General features: G+C 45.3%; 18 protein-coding genes and 2 tRNA genes. 17 read left to right on the top strand and 3 right to left on the bottom strand.

Features of this window, described 5'->3' with window-relative positions; all coding sequences use genetic code 11:
* Positions 1-8: 8 nt before the first annotated feature.
* The 3 genes from rpsL to WC227_03375 all read left to right on the top strand — a co-directional run bounded on the left by rpsL (position 9) and on the right by WC227_03375 (position 1,768).
* Positions 9-422, top strand: coding sequence for a 30S ribosomal protein S12 (rpsL, locus tag WC227_03385; GenBank protein MFA6963733.1), 414 nt, complete (start codon positions 9-11; stop codon positions 420-422).
* 91 nt (positions 423-513) lie between these two features.
* Complete coding sequence (rpsG, locus tag WC227_03380) at positions 514-990, top strand: 30S ribosomal protein S7 (GenBank protein ID MFA6963732.1); 477 nt, start codon at positions 514-516, stop codon at positions 988-990.
* A gap of 133 nt (positions 991-1,123) precedes the next feature.
* A complete protein-coding gene (locus WC227_03375; protein ID MFA6963731.1) occupies positions 1,124-1,768 on the top strand; it encodes a hypothetical protein in 645 nt (214 codons plus the stop codon).
* Positions 1,769-1,904: 136 nt separating this feature from the next.
* Here the strand turns inward: WC227_03375 and WC227_03370 are convergent, their stop codons facing one another.
* Together WC227_03370 and WC227_03365 are read right to left on the bottom strand one after the other, a co-directional pair.
* Positions 1,905-2,453 carry a hypothetical protein gene (locus WC227_03370; protein ID MFA6963730.1) on the bottom strand — a complete coding sequence of 183 codons (549 nt, stop codon included), beginning with the start codon at positions 2,451-2,453 and terminating at the stop codon, positions 1,905-1,907.
* A 103-nt stretch (positions 2,454-2,556) separates the two neighbouring features.
* Positions 2,557-3,111 carry a hypothetical protein gene (locus WC227_03365; GenBank protein MFA6963729.1) on the bottom strand — a complete coding sequence of 185 codons (555 nt, stop codon included), beginning with the start codon at positions 3,109-3,111 and terminating at the stop codon, positions 2,557-2,559.
* A gap of 143 nt (positions 3,112-3,254) precedes the next feature.
* Here WC227_03365 and cas2 point away from each other — a divergent pair, with 143 nt between their 5' ends.
* Entirely contained in the window at positions 3,255-3,809 is a 555-nt protein-coding gene (gene cas2, locus WC227_03360) for a CRISPR-associated endonuclease Cas2 (GenBank protein MFA6963728.1), read from the top strand.
* Positions 3,810-3,977: 168 nt separating this feature from the next.
* On the opposite strand, the gene WC227_03355 is transcribed toward cas2, so the two are convergent.
* Positions 3,978-4,454: a hypothetical protein gene (locus WC227_03355; GenBank protein ID MFA6963727.1), complete on the bottom strand. Its 477-nt coding sequence runs from the start codon at positions 4,452-4,454 to the stop codon at positions 3,978-3,980.
* A 153-nt stretch (positions 4,455-4,607) separates the two neighbouring features.
* Here WC227_03355 and WC227_03350 point away from each other — a divergent pair, with 153 nt between their 5' ends.
* From WC227_03350 to rpsC, 13 genes are all read left to right on the top strand, one after another.
* Positions 4,608-4,937, top strand: a complete 330-nt coding sequence (locus tag WC227_03350; protein MFA6963726.1) for a hypothetical protein — start codon at positions 4,608-4,610, stop codon at positions 4,935-4,937.
* Between the two features lie 264 nt (positions 4,938-5,201).
* Positions 5,202-7,277: an elongation factor G gene (gene fusA, locus WC227_03345; GenBank protein MFA6963725.1), complete on the top strand. Its 2,076-nt coding sequence runs from the start codon at positions 5,202-5,204 to the stop codon at positions 7,275-7,277.
* Between the two features lie 79 nt (positions 7,278-7,356).
* Positions 7,357-8,535, top strand: a complete 1,179-nt coding sequence (gene tuf / locus WC227_03340) for an elongation factor Tu (GenBank protein ID MFA6963724.1) — start codon at positions 7,357-7,359, stop codon at positions 8,533-8,535.
* A 38-nt stretch (positions 8,536-8,573) separates the two neighbouring features.
* Positions 8,574-8,897 (top strand): 30S ribosomal protein S10, encoded by a 324-nt coding sequence (gene rpsJ / locus WC227_03335; GenBank protein ID MFA6963723.1) that lies wholly within the window; start codon positions 8,574-8,576, stop codon positions 8,895-8,897.
* 423 nt (positions 8,898-9,320) lie between these two features.
* Positions 9,321-9,398, top strand: a tRNA-Lys gene (locus WC227_03330).
* Positions 9,399-9,411: 13 nt separating this feature from the next.
* A tRNA-Ile gene (locus tag WC227_03325) sits at positions 9,412-9,487 on the top strand.
* 290 nt (positions 9,488-9,777) lie between these two features.
* Positions 9,778-10,332 carry a 50S ribosomal protein L3 gene (gene rplC / locus WC227_03320; GenBank protein ID MFA6963722.1) on the top strand — a complete coding sequence of 185 codons (555 nt, stop codon included), beginning with the start codon at positions 9,778-9,780 and terminating at the stop codon, positions 10,330-10,332.
* 5 nt (positions 10,333-10,337) lie between these two features.
* On the top strand, positions 10,338-10,961 hold the full coding sequence (rplD, locus tag WC227_03315; protein ID MFA6963721.1) for a 50S ribosomal protein L4: 624 nt from the start codon (positions 10,338-10,340) through the stop codon (positions 10,959-10,961).
* Positions 10,962-11,348 carry a 50S ribosomal protein L23 gene (gene rplW, locus WC227_03310; protein MFA6963720.1) on the top strand — a complete coding sequence of 129 codons (387 nt, stop codon included), beginning with the start codon at positions 10,962-10,964 and terminating at the stop codon, positions 11,346-11,348.
* An 88-nt stretch (positions 11,349-11,436) separates the two neighbouring features.
* Entirely contained in the window at positions 11,437-12,267 is an 831-nt protein-coding gene (rplB, locus tag WC227_03305; protein ID MFA6963719.1) for a 50S ribosomal protein L2, read from the top strand.
* A 7-nt stretch (positions 12,268-12,274) separates the two neighbouring features.
* Positions 12,275-12,565, top strand: a complete 291-nt coding sequence (gene rpsS, locus WC227_03300; protein MFA6963718.1) for a 30S ribosomal protein S19 — start codon at positions 12,275-12,277, stop codon at positions 12,563-12,565.
* Positions 12,566-12,594: 29 nt separating this feature from the next.
* Positions 12,595-13,014, top strand: a complete 420-nt coding sequence (locus WC227_03295) for an uL22 family ribosomal protein (protein MFA6963717.1) — start codon at positions 12,595-12,597, stop codon at positions 13,012-13,014.
* Positions 13,014-13,661, top strand: a complete 648-nt coding sequence (rpsC, locus tag WC227_03290) for a 30S ribosomal protein S3 (GenBank protein MFA6963716.1) — start codon at positions 13,014-13,016, stop codon at positions 13,659-13,661. The genes WC227_03295 and rpsC overlap by 1 nt, the downstream gene beginning before the upstream one ends.
* Positions 13,662-13,672 lie beyond the last annotated feature (11 nt).

The following is a 13,672-nucleotide window of genomic DNA, read 5'->3' as shown; positions in this document are numbered from 1 at the left end:
CAAGAATTATGCCAACAATCAATCAATTAGTCAGACAGGGTCGACAGAAAACCACTAGAAAATCAAAGACAACCGCTTTGAAGAATACTTTTAACTTTCTTCAGAACAAGCCGGTTAAGCTTGGTTGTCCTCAAAAACGCGGTGTTTGTATCAAAGTTGGTACTATGACACCAAAGAAACCAAACTCAGCTTTGCGTAAATTCGCCCGTGTCAGATTAACCAATGGTTATGAGGTAAACGCTTATATCGGTGGTGAAGGCCACAATCTCCAGGAGCACTCAGTTGTAGTAATCCGTGGTGGTCGTGTGAAAGACCTTCCAGGTATGCGATATCATATCGTTCGTGGCAAGCTCGACTTGGCCGGTGTCAAAGGCCGCAAACAGTCTCGTAGCAAGTACGGCGCCAAAGCAGGGAAAGAATAGTTAAAAGTTATAAAGTATAAAGTTAAAAAGTAAAGCAGTCGATTTAGAAAAGATAAGAATTATTCATCGATTGTTTGAAAGGAAATAGATTATGCCAAGAGGTCACGTCAAAATCAGAAAGAGCTCGATCGGTGTGGATGTTAAATTTAACAGCCCGGTGATCGCCAAGCTCATCAATTACATTATGGTCAACGGCAAGAAGACCATCGCCGAGAGAATCGTCTACATGGCTTTTGAGAAAGCTAGCGAACAGCTCAAGCTCGATCCGATGGAAATCTTCGATCAGGCGATCAAAAATGTTGGTCCAATCGTCGAGGTCAAATCCAAACGTATCGGTGGCGCAAACTACCAGGTGCCTATGGAAGTTAGCAAGGACAGACGAAATACTCTCGCTATGCGCTGGGTTATCGCCGCAGCTCGCAGCCAGAAGGGTCGCCCTATGAACGAGAAGCTTGCTTCTGAGATCATCAACGCCTTCAAAGGTGAAGGTAACGCGATCAAGAAGAAGGAAGATACTCACAGAATGGCCGAGGCCAACAAGGCTTTCGCCCACTTCGCCAGATTCTAATCAAATAGATTCACAGAATATAGAAAATGACTCCGCTCACCCGGAGCCATTTTTGTATTTACCATTGACAAATAGGACAAAATGTAGTAATATAAGTACATCTATCCCGCGAAATGCGAAAAAGGAGACAGTAATGAAGGGAATAGGAATTCATTTTGGCCAGTTGGTCATTATGGCTGTAATTTGCGCCATCACTGGTAGCGTGTGCTATGAGTATGGACAACGCGTTGGTGCTGAAAAAGCACAAGCCAGAGCTGCCATCGAGCAGCAGAAGTCGCAGCAAATTATCGCTGCGCAAACGCCCGATTGGGCAAGGATTTCTTTCGCAATACGAGTCTATGACGAGTATCGCGAGCGCACCCGCCAGGTGGCCTTGCTTGATAAGCAGTACACCGAGCACAATCCGGCCCGAAAGTATAACGGTTATACCGACCAGTACGAATTGGCGGTATACCTGAGCCACGTTGCCGAAAGGCAAGCGTATGAAGCCTACCTGCGGCTGAAACCCTTCGACCGCGAAGCCTATTGCTGGACCAACAAGTTCAGCAGCTGGATGTTCGAAGGGGACAAATCACGGATGGTTGAGTTCATTGAATTCACTTTCCCCGAAGAGGGGAGTAGGTCTGCATTTTACGAGGAATGCAAGGCATTACCCCAAACCGGTGATATCTGGGACACATTCGATATCACCACCGCTCCAGGGGCCGCTGACAGAGCCTACGACAGTTACAAGACCTCCCTTCAGAATCGCGGCCTATGGGTCAGCGAGCCTGAGTAGGGAAACTATCCGGTCGATCGCACAAAGCATCGACTGGGACCAAAGCAATTAAAGATTTTGATTTCTTTGGCCTCAGACAACTATTTCAGACAAAAAACGGCTTCGGCCGTTTTTTGGTATTAAAAAAGGATTCCTGCTACTGCGAAGAATCCTCGGGTTTTGGTTGCTTATTAGCCTCCAGACGGATGGAATATGTTCCGGCGATAATCCACTGGAGCGGTGATTCGATCAGACCCTCCGTTTGCCAATTTGCTATGCCATAGCATTGGGACAGGTCGACGCCTGCGTGTGCAAGTCCGGCAAGACATAGCCAGGTTAGGTCTTTGAGCTGATCATTTTCACGATTTTCATCGTAAAAGTCTATAAGCGCGTCCAGGCTTGAATTGCCCTGATAAAACGAATTGAGTACGACTGCCTTCTCGGTGAAAAGGGCGGTCAGAATCAGCGAGGCGTACTGAACGCATTTGGGCTGATTTCTTTTGCCGCGGCTGTCGTTCGCCAAATTTTCAAGGTAAACATTATAGCCTCTCGCGAGGACATACTCTTCGAAAGTGGCAAGTAAATTGTGCTTGCCAGGAAAATTGGTCAAATTGGCCATTTCGATCTGGTCAATCAGGAAATTCGTGAGCGGATGCTCCGCGAAAGGGGTGCTGATCTGTTTGAGATATTCAGGCAATCCGGGCATCAGATGCCTCCTTCTTGTATGGATTTGATCTCTAATACAGCTATACCAAATCGGCTCATGGTTTGCAATTTTGGAGAGAAATAAAAAAGGATTCTTGCTATTGCTAAGAACCCTCGGGTTTTTTCTTGGTATTCGCTTCGAAACGGTCATAATAACTACTATCAACAATCCATTTGTGCGCCTCCGCAATTTTAATAAATCCCCAGGAGGATTCATCTATTTCAAGACATTGGGAGAAGTCTACTCCTGCATGTCTGAGAGCGGCAAGACACAGGCGGTTGAAAGCCTTCAACTCTTTGTTCCTTCGATTTTTTTCGTAGAAGTGCTTAATCGTATACAGACATTTGTCGCCTGAAGCCAGTACGTTGAGGATACTTCCCTTTCCGGTGAAAATGGCAACCAACATTATCGAGGCGTGCTGTACACATTCTGGCTCGCTGCACTCGCCTTCGCTTGCCTCGGCCAGCCAATCAAGCGCCATATAGGCGGTGTCGTGCTCTGCTGAGACGAACACTTCGAATGTCTCGAGAAGATTGTCTTTGTGTACACAATCGGACTCTTCGACCAGTTTGATCTGGTCAAGCAGTAATAGAGTGAGGGGATGCCGAGAAAACTCGACTCCAATTTTATTGGCTATCTCTTCGATCCAATTTTGCATCAAATTTCTCCTTTGAGGTTTGATCTTAATAAAGCTATACCAAATCGGCTCGTTATTAGCAATCATTTGCAAACTGTCTATGAAAAAGAAACGATCGTTTCAAAATCATAGACATATATAATAAATCGTAATAAGATTAATGTATGGAGAAGGAGTTAAAAGAAAATATTGCTCAAGCGGCGTCGCTTACCTTGGAAAGGGTTTTGGATTCTGTCCTCGGGTTAACCGAGTCATTTTTGATCATTGCAGGAGGACGGAAAGAAGTTTACAGACAGCTTTACTATGCTGAACCAACACTGACCTATCGGAATTTCTGCAAATTTATTGACTCCATGAAAAGGCGAAAATATATTGAGATCAGGCAGGACGCGCAGGAGTCTATCGTTTTTACGAACAAGGCAAGATTGAAGGTGGCCGACAAAATTGTGAAGCATAACAAGCTAATTGATCGTTTCTTACTTGTTTCTTTCGATATCCCAGAATATTTGAGCACTCGCCGAAATAATTTCCGTAAGGTTCTGAAACGGATGGGTTTCAAACAAATCCAAAGGAGCTTGTGGGTCACCGACAAAGACGCGGCCGAATTTGTTGAGCTGGCATCGATTGAGTACAAAGTCGAAGAATACGTTGCGAGCTTCATCGCAGAGCAAAGCAGTATCAACAAATCAATACTTGGAATTCTCTCAAAGTCTGTCTAAGAATAAGAAACGATCGTTTCAAAATCATAGACATGATTTATAGGTTTTGAATGAATAATTCAATTGCGTGGTTGAATTGTGTAAATAAAAAATGATCTCCTGCTAGAGAAGATCATTTTTCAGTGCAGATAACTTCCTGTTATCTGCCTGATCCCAATTAAATTGGGTCTAATATACCGAGACACCCTCGGTTGCTCCGACATCAAATCGGAACAAGCCAGAGGTGCTGGCGTCATACGTCGAAGGATCATTGTTTTGCGGGTGGGAATAATCCCAGACCCAGTTTGAATACTGGGCCGCCACATAAACAGGGACCGCTGTGGGGAGCGAGTCCCAATAGCCTGATGTCACGACAAATATTGCCTGACCTCTTTCACGATCAAACCCGATCACTTTGACCTGATTTGTCGTGAAAACGACATGTTTCGTACCAGCCGCGTTGGACGTTGGCTGGCCAAGATGGTCGACCAGATAGTAGCATTCGGCATTTACATAGCCGTCTGCCCTATTGGTCACAACGATAAAGGAGGACGAGGGTCGGTCCATGCGGACCCTTTCGATCCGTGGGAACTTAGCCTGTAGGCCAGAACACCCACTCAGAAGGATAATAGCCACGATGGCCAGGATTATTAATGTGTAACGCATGAGCGTTACCTCCTTTAGAAATCTTCCTCCAAGCACGAACTGCTCTTTGGATAATTAATATTATACTCCTTTTCCCTTGACATGTCAAGGTGATTTGTGCTAGAATTGGTCTACCGCAAGCATAGCGGTAATACAAAACGGAGGATGCAGAAAATGCAGAAGCAGACGGCTAGCGAGATTGCTGGCCAAATCGTAGTAAAAGGGTCAAAACCCGGAGGGGTCGACGAGGCGATTGAACTTATTCAATTGCTTGTGTCGATGAAGACACGTGCTGCAAAGGCGCAGATCTTGGATCTCGCCACCCAGTACAGTGAGATTCTCCAGCCCGAGGTTCGGGCAAAGGCCGTCGCAGCACGAATGGCGATGATTCGGCCCGTCTCGAAGAGACCAGAGCCGGAGCTTCCCCCCGTCACCGTGCTGAGATTCAGAAAAGTGGTGACCACGACGGTCACCGAAATCACGGTCGAAACCGTGAACCAATAGTCCCCATAAGGATTGCAGTCCCTCACCCCACAGCGGGTGAGGGAATTGTCGTTTATGGCCTATTTGTGGCACGTTCAATCACGATTGACACTTTGGGAATAATTGTGTTAATATTGAACGGAAATGGGGAAAATTTTAGATTGCTAGGGCAATCAAATTTTTAGTTCCTAATTATTAATTTCTAATCAATTATTAATTTAGAATTACAAATTTGAATTTGAATAAAAATTAACGAATAAAAATTAAGAATTACTTAGGAAATTTATGGCAAGAGACTACACACTAGACCGAGTTCGAAATATTGGTACAATCGCTCACATTGACGCTGGCAAGACCACCGTCACTGAGGGTATTTTGTACACCACCGGCCGCGTCCACAAGATCGGCGAGGTTCATGAAGGTGCTGCGACCATGGACTGGATGGAGCAAGAGCGTGAGCGTGGTATTACCATCACCTCAGCTGCTACCACCTGTTTTTGGAAAGATCACCGCATCAATATTATCGATACTCCAGGCCACGTAGACTTCACTGTAGAGGTTGAGCGTTCTCTTCGTGTACTCGACGGTGCAGTAGTCATCTTCGATGGCAAGATGGGCGTAGAGCCACAGTCTGAGACTGTCTGGCGCCAAGCCGACAAGTACAACGTTCCTCGTATGTGCTTCATCAACAAGATCAATCAAACCGGTGGCGACTTCTATCGCTCACTCGAGTCTATGCACCTTCGCCTTTCCAAGAATGCCTCACCAATTCAGATCCCAATCGGATTTGAGCAGGCGATCAACGGTATCGTCGATCTCGTCGACATGAAAGCCTACACTTACAAGGATTACAAAGATCACAAGCTCGAAGAAGTTGAGATCCCAGCTGATATGGTAGACAAGGCCAATGAGTGGCGCGAGAAGCTGGTTGAGAAAGTTGTTGAGTATGATGACGCGCTCATGGAGAAATATCTTGGCGGCGAATCAATCTCAAACGAAGAGCTGAAAATACTTATTCGTAAAGCTTGTATCTCTGGCCAATTCTACCCAGTATTGGGTGGCGACGGACGCGGTGTCATCGCAGTTTCCTTGCTTGATGCAATCGTAGCCTATCTTCCTTCTCCTCTCGATGTTCCACCAGCACGTGGTATTGACCCCAAGACTGATGCAGAAGTTGACGTTAATCCAGTCGACAACGAGCCATTTGCCGCACTTGCTTTCAAGGTCGCAACTGACCCATTTGTTGGTAAATTGATCTTCTTCCGCCTTTATCGCGGTATTTTGACCAAGGGTTCATATATTCTAAACTCTACTACTGGCAACAAAGAGAGAATCGGCCGAATCGTCCGACTTCATGCCAATCACCGTGAGGAAGTAGACACAGTCTACGCTGGTGAAATCGCTGCCGCTGTCGGACTTTCTAATACAACTACTGGTGACACGCTTTGCGATCTCACATCCCCTGTAATTCTCGAGAAGATTACCTTCCCAGAGCCAGTTATCGATATTGCGATTGAGCCAAAGACCAAAGCTGATCAGGAAAAAATGGGTATCGCTCTACAGAGATTGGCCGAGGAAGACCCTACCTTCCGTGTTCGAACTGATGAGGAAACTTCTCAGACGATTATCGCTGGTATGGGCGAACTTCACCTCGAGATCATCGTAGATCGTATGAAACGCGAGTTCAAAGTCGAAGCCAATGTCGGTGCTCCACAGGTAGCTTTCCGCGAAACTATTCGTGAGGAAGTCACTCAAGAGGGTAAATACATTCGTCAGACCGGTGGTCGTGGTCAATATGGTCACTGCTGGCTCAGACTCAAGCCTTCTGAGCAGGGTGCAGGATTTGTCTTCATCAACTCTATCGTTGGTGGCGCTATCCCTCGTGAATATATCAAACCGATCGAAGAGGGTATCAAGGAAGCTATGGGCCGTGGTGTTATTGCTGGTTACCCAGTTGTTGACGTCACAGCAGAGGTATATGACGGTTCTTACCATGAAGTTGACTCTTCTGAGGTTGCCTTCAAAATCGCCGCTTCTATGGCCTTCCAGGACGGTTTCAAGAAAGCCAAGCCAGTATTGCTCGAGCCTGTCATGAAAGTTGAAGTAACTACCCCTGAAGACTTCATGGGCGATGTTATCGGGGACTTGAACGCCAAACGTGGTCAAATCAACAAGATGGAAGACAGACCAAACGGTATCAAGCTCATCAACGCATTTGTTCCTCTCGCTTCAATGTTTGGATATACCACCAGCTTACGCTCAATGTCACAGGGACGAGCGGCCGCAGTGATGGAATTTGATCACTATGCAGAGGTTCCAAACAACGTCGCACAGACGATCATCGAAAAGCGCAAGAAATAATTTCAATTACTCTTGCATTAAGTTCACATTTTTGTTATAGTTTTTAGGCAAATAAATAAATATTTAAGAGGAGATTGCAATGGCAGCAGAAGCATTCAAAAGAACTAAGCCACATGTAAACATTGGCACAATCGGTCACGTTGACCACGGTAAGACAACTTTAACAGCAGCTATCACTCACAATTTAGCCAAAAAGGGTATGGCTACTGAGAAGAAGTTTGCTGATATCGACAATGCTCCAGAAGAGAGAGAGCGTGGTATTACCATCGCTACTTCTCACCAGGAGTACGAAACTGAGAAGAGACACTACGCTCACGTAGACTGTCCTGGCCATGCTGACTATGTCAAAAACATGATCACTGGTGCCGCTCAAATGGACGGTGCTATTCTTGTAGTTGCAGCTACTGACGGACCTATGCCTCAGACACGTGAGCACATCTTGCTTGCAAATCAAATCGGCGTTCCATCAATCGTTGTCTACTTGAACAAATGCGATATGGTCGACGATCCAGAGCTTTTGGATCTCGTCGAGATGGAAGTTCGTGAACTTCTTACCAAATACAAATATGATGGCGACAATACCCCAATCATTCGTGGCTCAGCTCTCAAGGCTGGTGAGGACGATCCAAAGTGGACTCCTTCTATCGACGAATTGATGAAGGCTTGCGACGAGTGGATTCCAGAGCCAAAACGTGAGCTCGACAAACCGTTCCTTATGCCAGTTGAAGACGTTTTCTCAATCAAGGGTCGTGGCACAGTTGCTACTGGTCGTATTGAGCAGGGTATCGTCAAAGTTGGTGAGGAAGTCGAGATCGTTGGTATCCGCAAAACCAGCAAAACAGTTGTTACAGGGGTAGAGATGTTCAAGAAACAGCTCGATCAGGGACAAGCTGGTGATAATGTTGGTCTTCTCCTTCGTGGTATTGAGCGTGAAGATATCGAGCGCGGTCAAGTTTTGGCCAAACCAGGTAGCATCACTCCTCACACTGAGTTCGAAGCTGAAATCTACGCTTTGACCAAAGAAGAGGGCGGACGACACACTCCATTCTTCAAAGGTTACAAACCACAATTCTATATCCGCACAACCGATGTTACAGGTGAAATCACCTTTGACGCCGAGATGATCATGCCAGGCGACAACGCTCAGGTCAAAGCATCTTTGATCCAGCCAATCGCTATGGTAGAAGGTCTCAAATTCGCTATCCGCGAAGGTGGCCGAACTGTTGGTGCCGGTGTAGTTACAAAGATAGTCAAATAAGTTACATAAGTCACAACGGCTTAAACAGAGAATAAAACATGGCTGAGAAGCAAGCAGTACGACAAAAAATCAGAATACGCCTGAAGGCATACGATCATCGAATTATCGACAAATCGTGTGAGCAGATTATCGAAACCGCGATCAGAAGCGGGGCCACAGTAGCTGGTCCAATCCCACTGCCAACTGAGAAGTGCAAGATTACCGTCTTGAAATCGCCTCATGTTCACAAGGATGCTCGCGAACAGTTCGAAATGCGCACACACAAGAGATTGATCGATGTTATTAACCCAACTCCAAAGACGATCGACAATCTTATGAGCTTGGACCTTCCACACGGCGTAGATATCGAAATCAAAATGTAGTCGATCTAGATCGACTAGTCAAAAGTTATAAAGTTCGTAAAGTCTATAAAGTCATAAGGTGCTAGAAATAGTTGCTTTATGACTTTCGACTTGATGGACTTTCAACTTGCCGAAGGCAGTTGACTTTTCGAGTCAAATTCGGTATATTGAGATCAGATAATTTGAAAGCTCCATGAGCAAGTCGTAGATATCGAGTTGTCCGCCAGCTGGCGGAATCAGCTAAGATCTATGGCCACATTCTTTTTTGGAGTAAATCACGTATTTCACAACCAAATATCGGATAAGTATACTCAACTGAGTAGAACAACGGCATATTCAACCAAAGTAGCGGAACATAACCTTTGCACGGTACCTCCGCTTGGTAACTGCCAAATATGGCATTGTTCTACTCTTAGATTGTACTTTACATTTCGCGAAAGCGAAGCCTCCTTAGCTCAGTCGGCCAGAGCACTTGTCTATTTAAGACAGAGGTCGCAGGTTCAACCCCTGCAGGAGGCTCCAGTTTCATTGGTTTTTCCGAGTAGCTCAGTTGGTAGAGCAAGTGGTTTATAGGCCACTGGTCGCAGGTTCAAGTCCTGTCTCGGGAGCCAGAACAGCTACCACGGCTGCGACCCGGAGTGATGCCCGGAAATATAGTGGTAGCCACTGCCTGACTCATACGCAGAGCTCTTATCAGCTCAGCCGTCGGGCAGTCGATTCCGCGCCAACGGCGCATTTACCAGAGCTCACGTGAGCTCACCCCCTACAGATCCCGGTTCCTTATACCGGGATATCCTCCATTGGATGTAAACAATTATATCCAGCGGTAAGGTATTAAATTATTTGCCATTCGTAATTAGTGAAATTCGCTATTCGTATGGTTCTGCAACTTATGAAGTTCATGCTAGGTCAAAAAGTGAATATGACGAGAGTCTTCGACGCTGAGGGCAAGAATATTGCCGTCACTGTTGTAAAGATCCTTCCATCTAGCGTTTCTGCTATCAAAACCGCCGATAAGGACGGATATTCTGCTATTCAAATCAAATCTGTCAAAGAGAAGGGCAAGAAAGAAGTTGACCTCAAAATTACTGAGTTCCGCATCGAAAATGCTGATCAATACAAAGTTGGTCAAAATCTCGAAGTGGATCTCGTCGCTGGCGAATCAGTTGCCGTACAGGGTGTGACCAAGGGCAAGGGTTTTGCTGGTACGATCAAGAGACATGGCTTCAAACGTGGTCCTGAATCTCACGGTGGTAACAATGTGAGAGAGCCAGGCTCAATCGGTGCTCAGCAACCACAGCGTGTGGTCAAGGGTCGCCGCATGGCCGGCCATATGGGCGCTACTGTCATCACTGTTCAAAATCTCAAAGTTGTCGACATCGACAAAGAGACAATTCTGATCTCTGGCGCAATTCCAGGAAACAATGGCGCAATCTTGAGGATTTATTCGAAATAATTATTATGAAAATATCAGTCTTAAATCAATCCGGTGAGAAAGTTAAAGATTTGGCGCTTAGCCCCATTTTCGAGGCAAAAATAAGCGACAGTGCTTTGGCTTTGTATCTTGATTATCTTCGCAATTCAATGCGCGATGCTATCTCAAATAGCAAAGACAGAAGCGAAGTTTCTGGTACTGGCAAGAAGCCATACAAACAAAAGGGTACTGGTAATGCTCGTCAGGGTTCACGCCGCGCTCCACACTTTGTTGGTGGTGGTGTTGCATTCGGCCCGACAAACGAGAGAAATTATACCACCAGAATCAACAAAAGCCTGAAGAGAAAAGCAATTGTAGCAATTCTTGGTCAAGCTTTGACAGAAGAGAAGGGGATCGTTATCGATTCCTTGAAGCTTAAAGCCCCAAAAACACAGGATGCTTCTAAGATCTTGGACAATGTTAAGGCTTTCGGTAAAATTTCTGTTATTATAAGCTCTGAAGATGAGTTCGCCGCACAGTCATTCCGCAACATTGCAGGCGTCAAGCTTTCAATGCCAGGCAAGCTCGATATTGTCAGCATCATGTCATCAAGCAAGGTTATCGTTTCTGAGGCTTGCCTCAAAGAATTCGAGACTTTATACACCAAATAAATGAAAAACATTCTTAAAAAACCATTAGTTTCCGAGAAAAGCTTCGCCAAGGTATCTGAAAACAAGTTTACCTTCATTATTGACGATAGCTCCAGCAAGGATGAAGTCCGAGCAGCTGTTCAGGATCTTTTCAATGTTACTGTTCTTTCGATCAATACCATCAATATCCCAGGCAAGATCAAAAAGGGCAAAAAAGGATTTGGCAGACGCTCAGATGTTAGAAAAGCAATTTTGACCCTCAAAAAGGGCGACAAGATTGATCTTTTCGAAGTTGAGACTGAGGACAAGGGCAAAGACAAGTCCAAAAATGAAGGCCCAAAGACAAAAGAAAAGGCAGTCAAAGAGGACAAGGATACAACTGTCAAAGTAAGAGAAAAGAAAAAGTAACAGAAAAGGATAACCGATTCAACAGATAAGCAGATAATACAAAAAATCTGTTATCAGTAAAATCAGCCATCCGTTTATTTAGAATATTATGCCAATCATAAAAGTAAAACCTACAACCAACGGCCGAAGAGGAATGTCATACCTCGACTTTCAGGTCGACAAAGTTAAACCTTTGAAGTCTCTGACTTTTGGTATCAAACGCGGCTCTGGCCGTGATAACAAGGGTGAGCTTGTAGTGATGCACAAGGGCGGCGGAGCCAAGAGAAAATATCGTATGGTTGACTTGGATATGACTAGCAGAATCGGCGAAAAAGCTACTGTGACTAGCATTCAGTATGACCCAAACAGATCTGCCAATATCGCTTTGGTAGAATACCCTGACAATTCAAAATCATATATTTTGGCCCCAGACGGTATGGAAGCTGGACAGATTGTCAGCGTTGACGAGATCGCTCCTGCCAAAATGGGTAATCGTATGAAGCTCAAAAATATTCCTGCTTCAACACAAATTCACAATATCGAATTGACTCCAGGCAAAGGTGGACAGATGGCCAGAAGTGCTGGTAATTTTGCAACCCTGCTTGGTGTTGATGGCATTTATGCTATCATCCGGATGCCTTCCTTGGAAACTCGCAAGGTATTAGCCGAGTGTTACGCTTCAATCGGAGTTGTCTCCAATATCGACCACAACAAGGTCAATATCGGTAAAGCCGGCCGAAGCCGTCACATGGGTATCAGACCAACTGTTTTGGGTAAAGAAAAGAACCCTGTCGACCATCCACATGGTGGTGGTGAGGGTCACTCTCCAATCGGTATGAAATATCCAAAAACTCCATGGGGTGCGCCTGCGCTTGGTAAGAGAACACGAAACAAGAAGAAATCAAGCCAGAAATTAATTATCGCTAGACGGAAGAAATAAGGAAAATATGTCACGATCACTCAAAAAAGGTCCATACGTTGATGAGCGGCTCCTTGCAAAGGTCAAGAAAGCTGAAGCAACTGGCGACAAAAAACCAATCAAGACATGGTCAAGATGCGCTACAATCATCCCAGAAATGGTAGGATTCAGTTTCGCAGTCCACAATGGCAAAGAGCACATTCCAGTCTTTATTGTTGAGGAAATGGTCGGACACAAATTGGGTGAGTTTTCTCCAACAAGAAAATTCCGTGGACACGGTGGCAAGATGGCCAAAGAACAGGCCAAATCAGCAAAATAGTTATAACTGCGAAAGCATAAAGCAAAAAAATGGAAATTACAGTCAAAAATAAATATATCGGAATTTCACCACGCAAGATGCGACCTATTTTGCATGGACTTTCTAGCCAGACTTTGAGCGACGCTTTGATATCTTTGAAGTTTATCAACCGAAAAGGTGCATATTTCGCTCACAGCCTTGTAAAATCAGCAATTGCGGCTGCCAAAGAGAATTATCTCGAGGCTGACAAAGTTGTAATTTCACGCTTCGTGTGTGAAGAAGGTCCAAGACTGAAGAGAATCATGCCATGGTCCAAGGGACAGGCACGCCGAATCACCAAGAGAATGGCCCATCTAGTTTTGACAGTCGAAGGTGTAGAGGACAAAAAAGTAGACGTTGAACCAGCCTCCAAAGGGGGCCCCGTTGGGGCTCCAAAAGCCGAGAAAACTAAATCAGAGGAAGTGAAATAATGGGACAGAAAGTAAACCCAAAATCAATCCGTTTGAAAATCAACCAGACTTGGAGTTCTCGCTGGTTTGGCAGAACAAATTATGCTGAAAGCCTGATTGCTGACCTTATGGTGAAACGCGCATTGGCCAAGAAGCTCAAAGACGCTTCAGTTTCAAAAATCTTGATTAGCCGTGATTCCAACAAAGTGACCCTCGATATTTATTCCGGACGTCCTGGCGTAATCATCGGTCGCGGTGGACAGGGGACAGAGGACTTGAAGAAATTCCTCACTACCTGGATCAAAGAAAAACTTCAGATCAATATTATTGAAGTGAAAAAGCCAGACGGCGATGCTTCGATTATTGCAGCCAACATCGCTGCGCAGATCGAGAAACGTATCGCCTTCCGCCGAGCGATGAGACAGGCTGTAGAAAAAGCCAAAGCAGCCGGAATCATGGGTATCAAAGTTCAGGTTTCTGGACGTTTGAACGGTGCTGACATTGCGAGAAGCGAAAAAGTTGCTTTTGGCACAGTACCACTTGGCACATTCAAGAGTGATATCGATTACAAATATACAACAGCCCTGACAACCTTCGGAATTATCGGTATCAAGGTTTGGGTTTACAAGGGTGAGAGGCTATTAACGCTCGAAGATTTGACCAAATAAGTTTATTTAGA

The sequence above is a fragment of the Patescibacteria group bacterium genome (assembly GCA_041671645.1).
In the GTDB taxonomy this organism is placed as follows: domain Bacteria; phylum Patescibacteriota; class UBA1384; order XYA2-FULL-43-10; family 1-14-0-10-43-13; genus JBAZBD01.
This window is presented reverse-complemented; position numbering and strand designations above follow the sequence as displayed.

Bases quoted from the DNA above. Each gene is read 5' to 3' on its own strand.
- rpsL (MFA6963733.1), top strand. From the start codon at position 9: ATGCCAACAATCAATCAATTAGTCAGACAGGGTCGACAGAAAACCACT.
- rpsG (MFA6963732.1), top strand. From the start codon at position 514: ATGCCAAGAGGTCACGTCAAAATCAGAAAGAGCTCGATCGGTGTGGAT.
- WC227_03375 (MFA6963731.1), top strand. From the start codon at position 1,124: ATGAAGGGAATAGGAATTCATTTTGGCCAGTTGGTCATTATGGCTGTA.
- WC227_03370 (MFA6963730.1), bottom strand. From the start codon at position 2,453: ATGCCCGGATTGCCTGAATATCTCAAACAGATCAGCACCCCTTTCGCG.
- WC227_03365 (MFA6963729.1), bottom strand. From the start codon at position 3,111: ATGCAAAATTGGATCGAAGAGATAGCCAATAAAATTGGAGTCGAGTTT.
- cas2 (MFA6963728.1), top strand. From the start codon at position 3,255: ATGGAGAAGGAGTTAAAAGAAAATATTGCTCAAGCGGCGTCGCTTACC.
- WC227_03355 (MFA6963727.1), bottom strand. From the start codon at position 4,454: ATGCGTTACACATTAATAATCCTGGCCATCGTGGCTATTATCCTTCTG.
- WC227_03350 (MFA6963726.1), top strand. From the start codon at position 4,608: ATGCAGAAGCAGACGGCTAGCGAGATTGCTGGCCAAATCGTAGTAAAA.
- fusA (MFA6963725.1), top strand. From the start codon at position 5,202: ATGGCAAGAGACTACACACTAGACCGAGTTCGAAATATTGGTACAATC.
- tuf (MFA6963724.1), top strand. From the start codon at position 7,357: ATGGCAGCAGAAGCATTCAAAAGAACTAAGCCACATGTAAACATTGGC.
- rpsJ (MFA6963723.1), top strand. From the start codon at position 8,574: ATGGCTGAGAAGCAAGCAGTACGACAAAAAATCAGAATACGCCTGAAG.
- rplC (MFA6963722.1), top strand. From the start codon at position 9,778: ATGCTAGGTCAAAAAGTGAATATGACGAGAGTCTTCGACGCTGAGGGC.
- rplD (MFA6963721.1), top strand. From the start codon at position 10,338: ATGAAAATATCAGTCTTAAATCAATCCGGTGAGAAAGTTAAAGATTTG.
- rplW (MFA6963720.1), top strand. From the start codon at position 10,962: ATGAAAAACATTCTTAAAAAACCATTAGTTTCCGAGAAAAGCTTCGCC.
- rplB (MFA6963719.1), top strand. From the start codon at position 11,437: ATGCCAATCATAAAAGTAAAACCTACAACCAACGGCCGAAGAGGAATG.
- rpsS (MFA6963718.1), top strand. From the start codon at position 12,275: ATGTCACGATCACTCAAAAAAGGTCCATACGTTGATGAGCGGCTCCTT.
- WC227_03295 (MFA6963717.1), top strand. From the start codon at position 12,595: ATGGAAATTACAGTCAAAAATAAATATATCGGAATTTCACCACGCAAG.
- rpsC (MFA6963716.1), top strand. From the start codon at position 13,014: ATGGGACAGAAAGTAAACCCAAAATCAATCCGTTTGAAAATCAACCAG.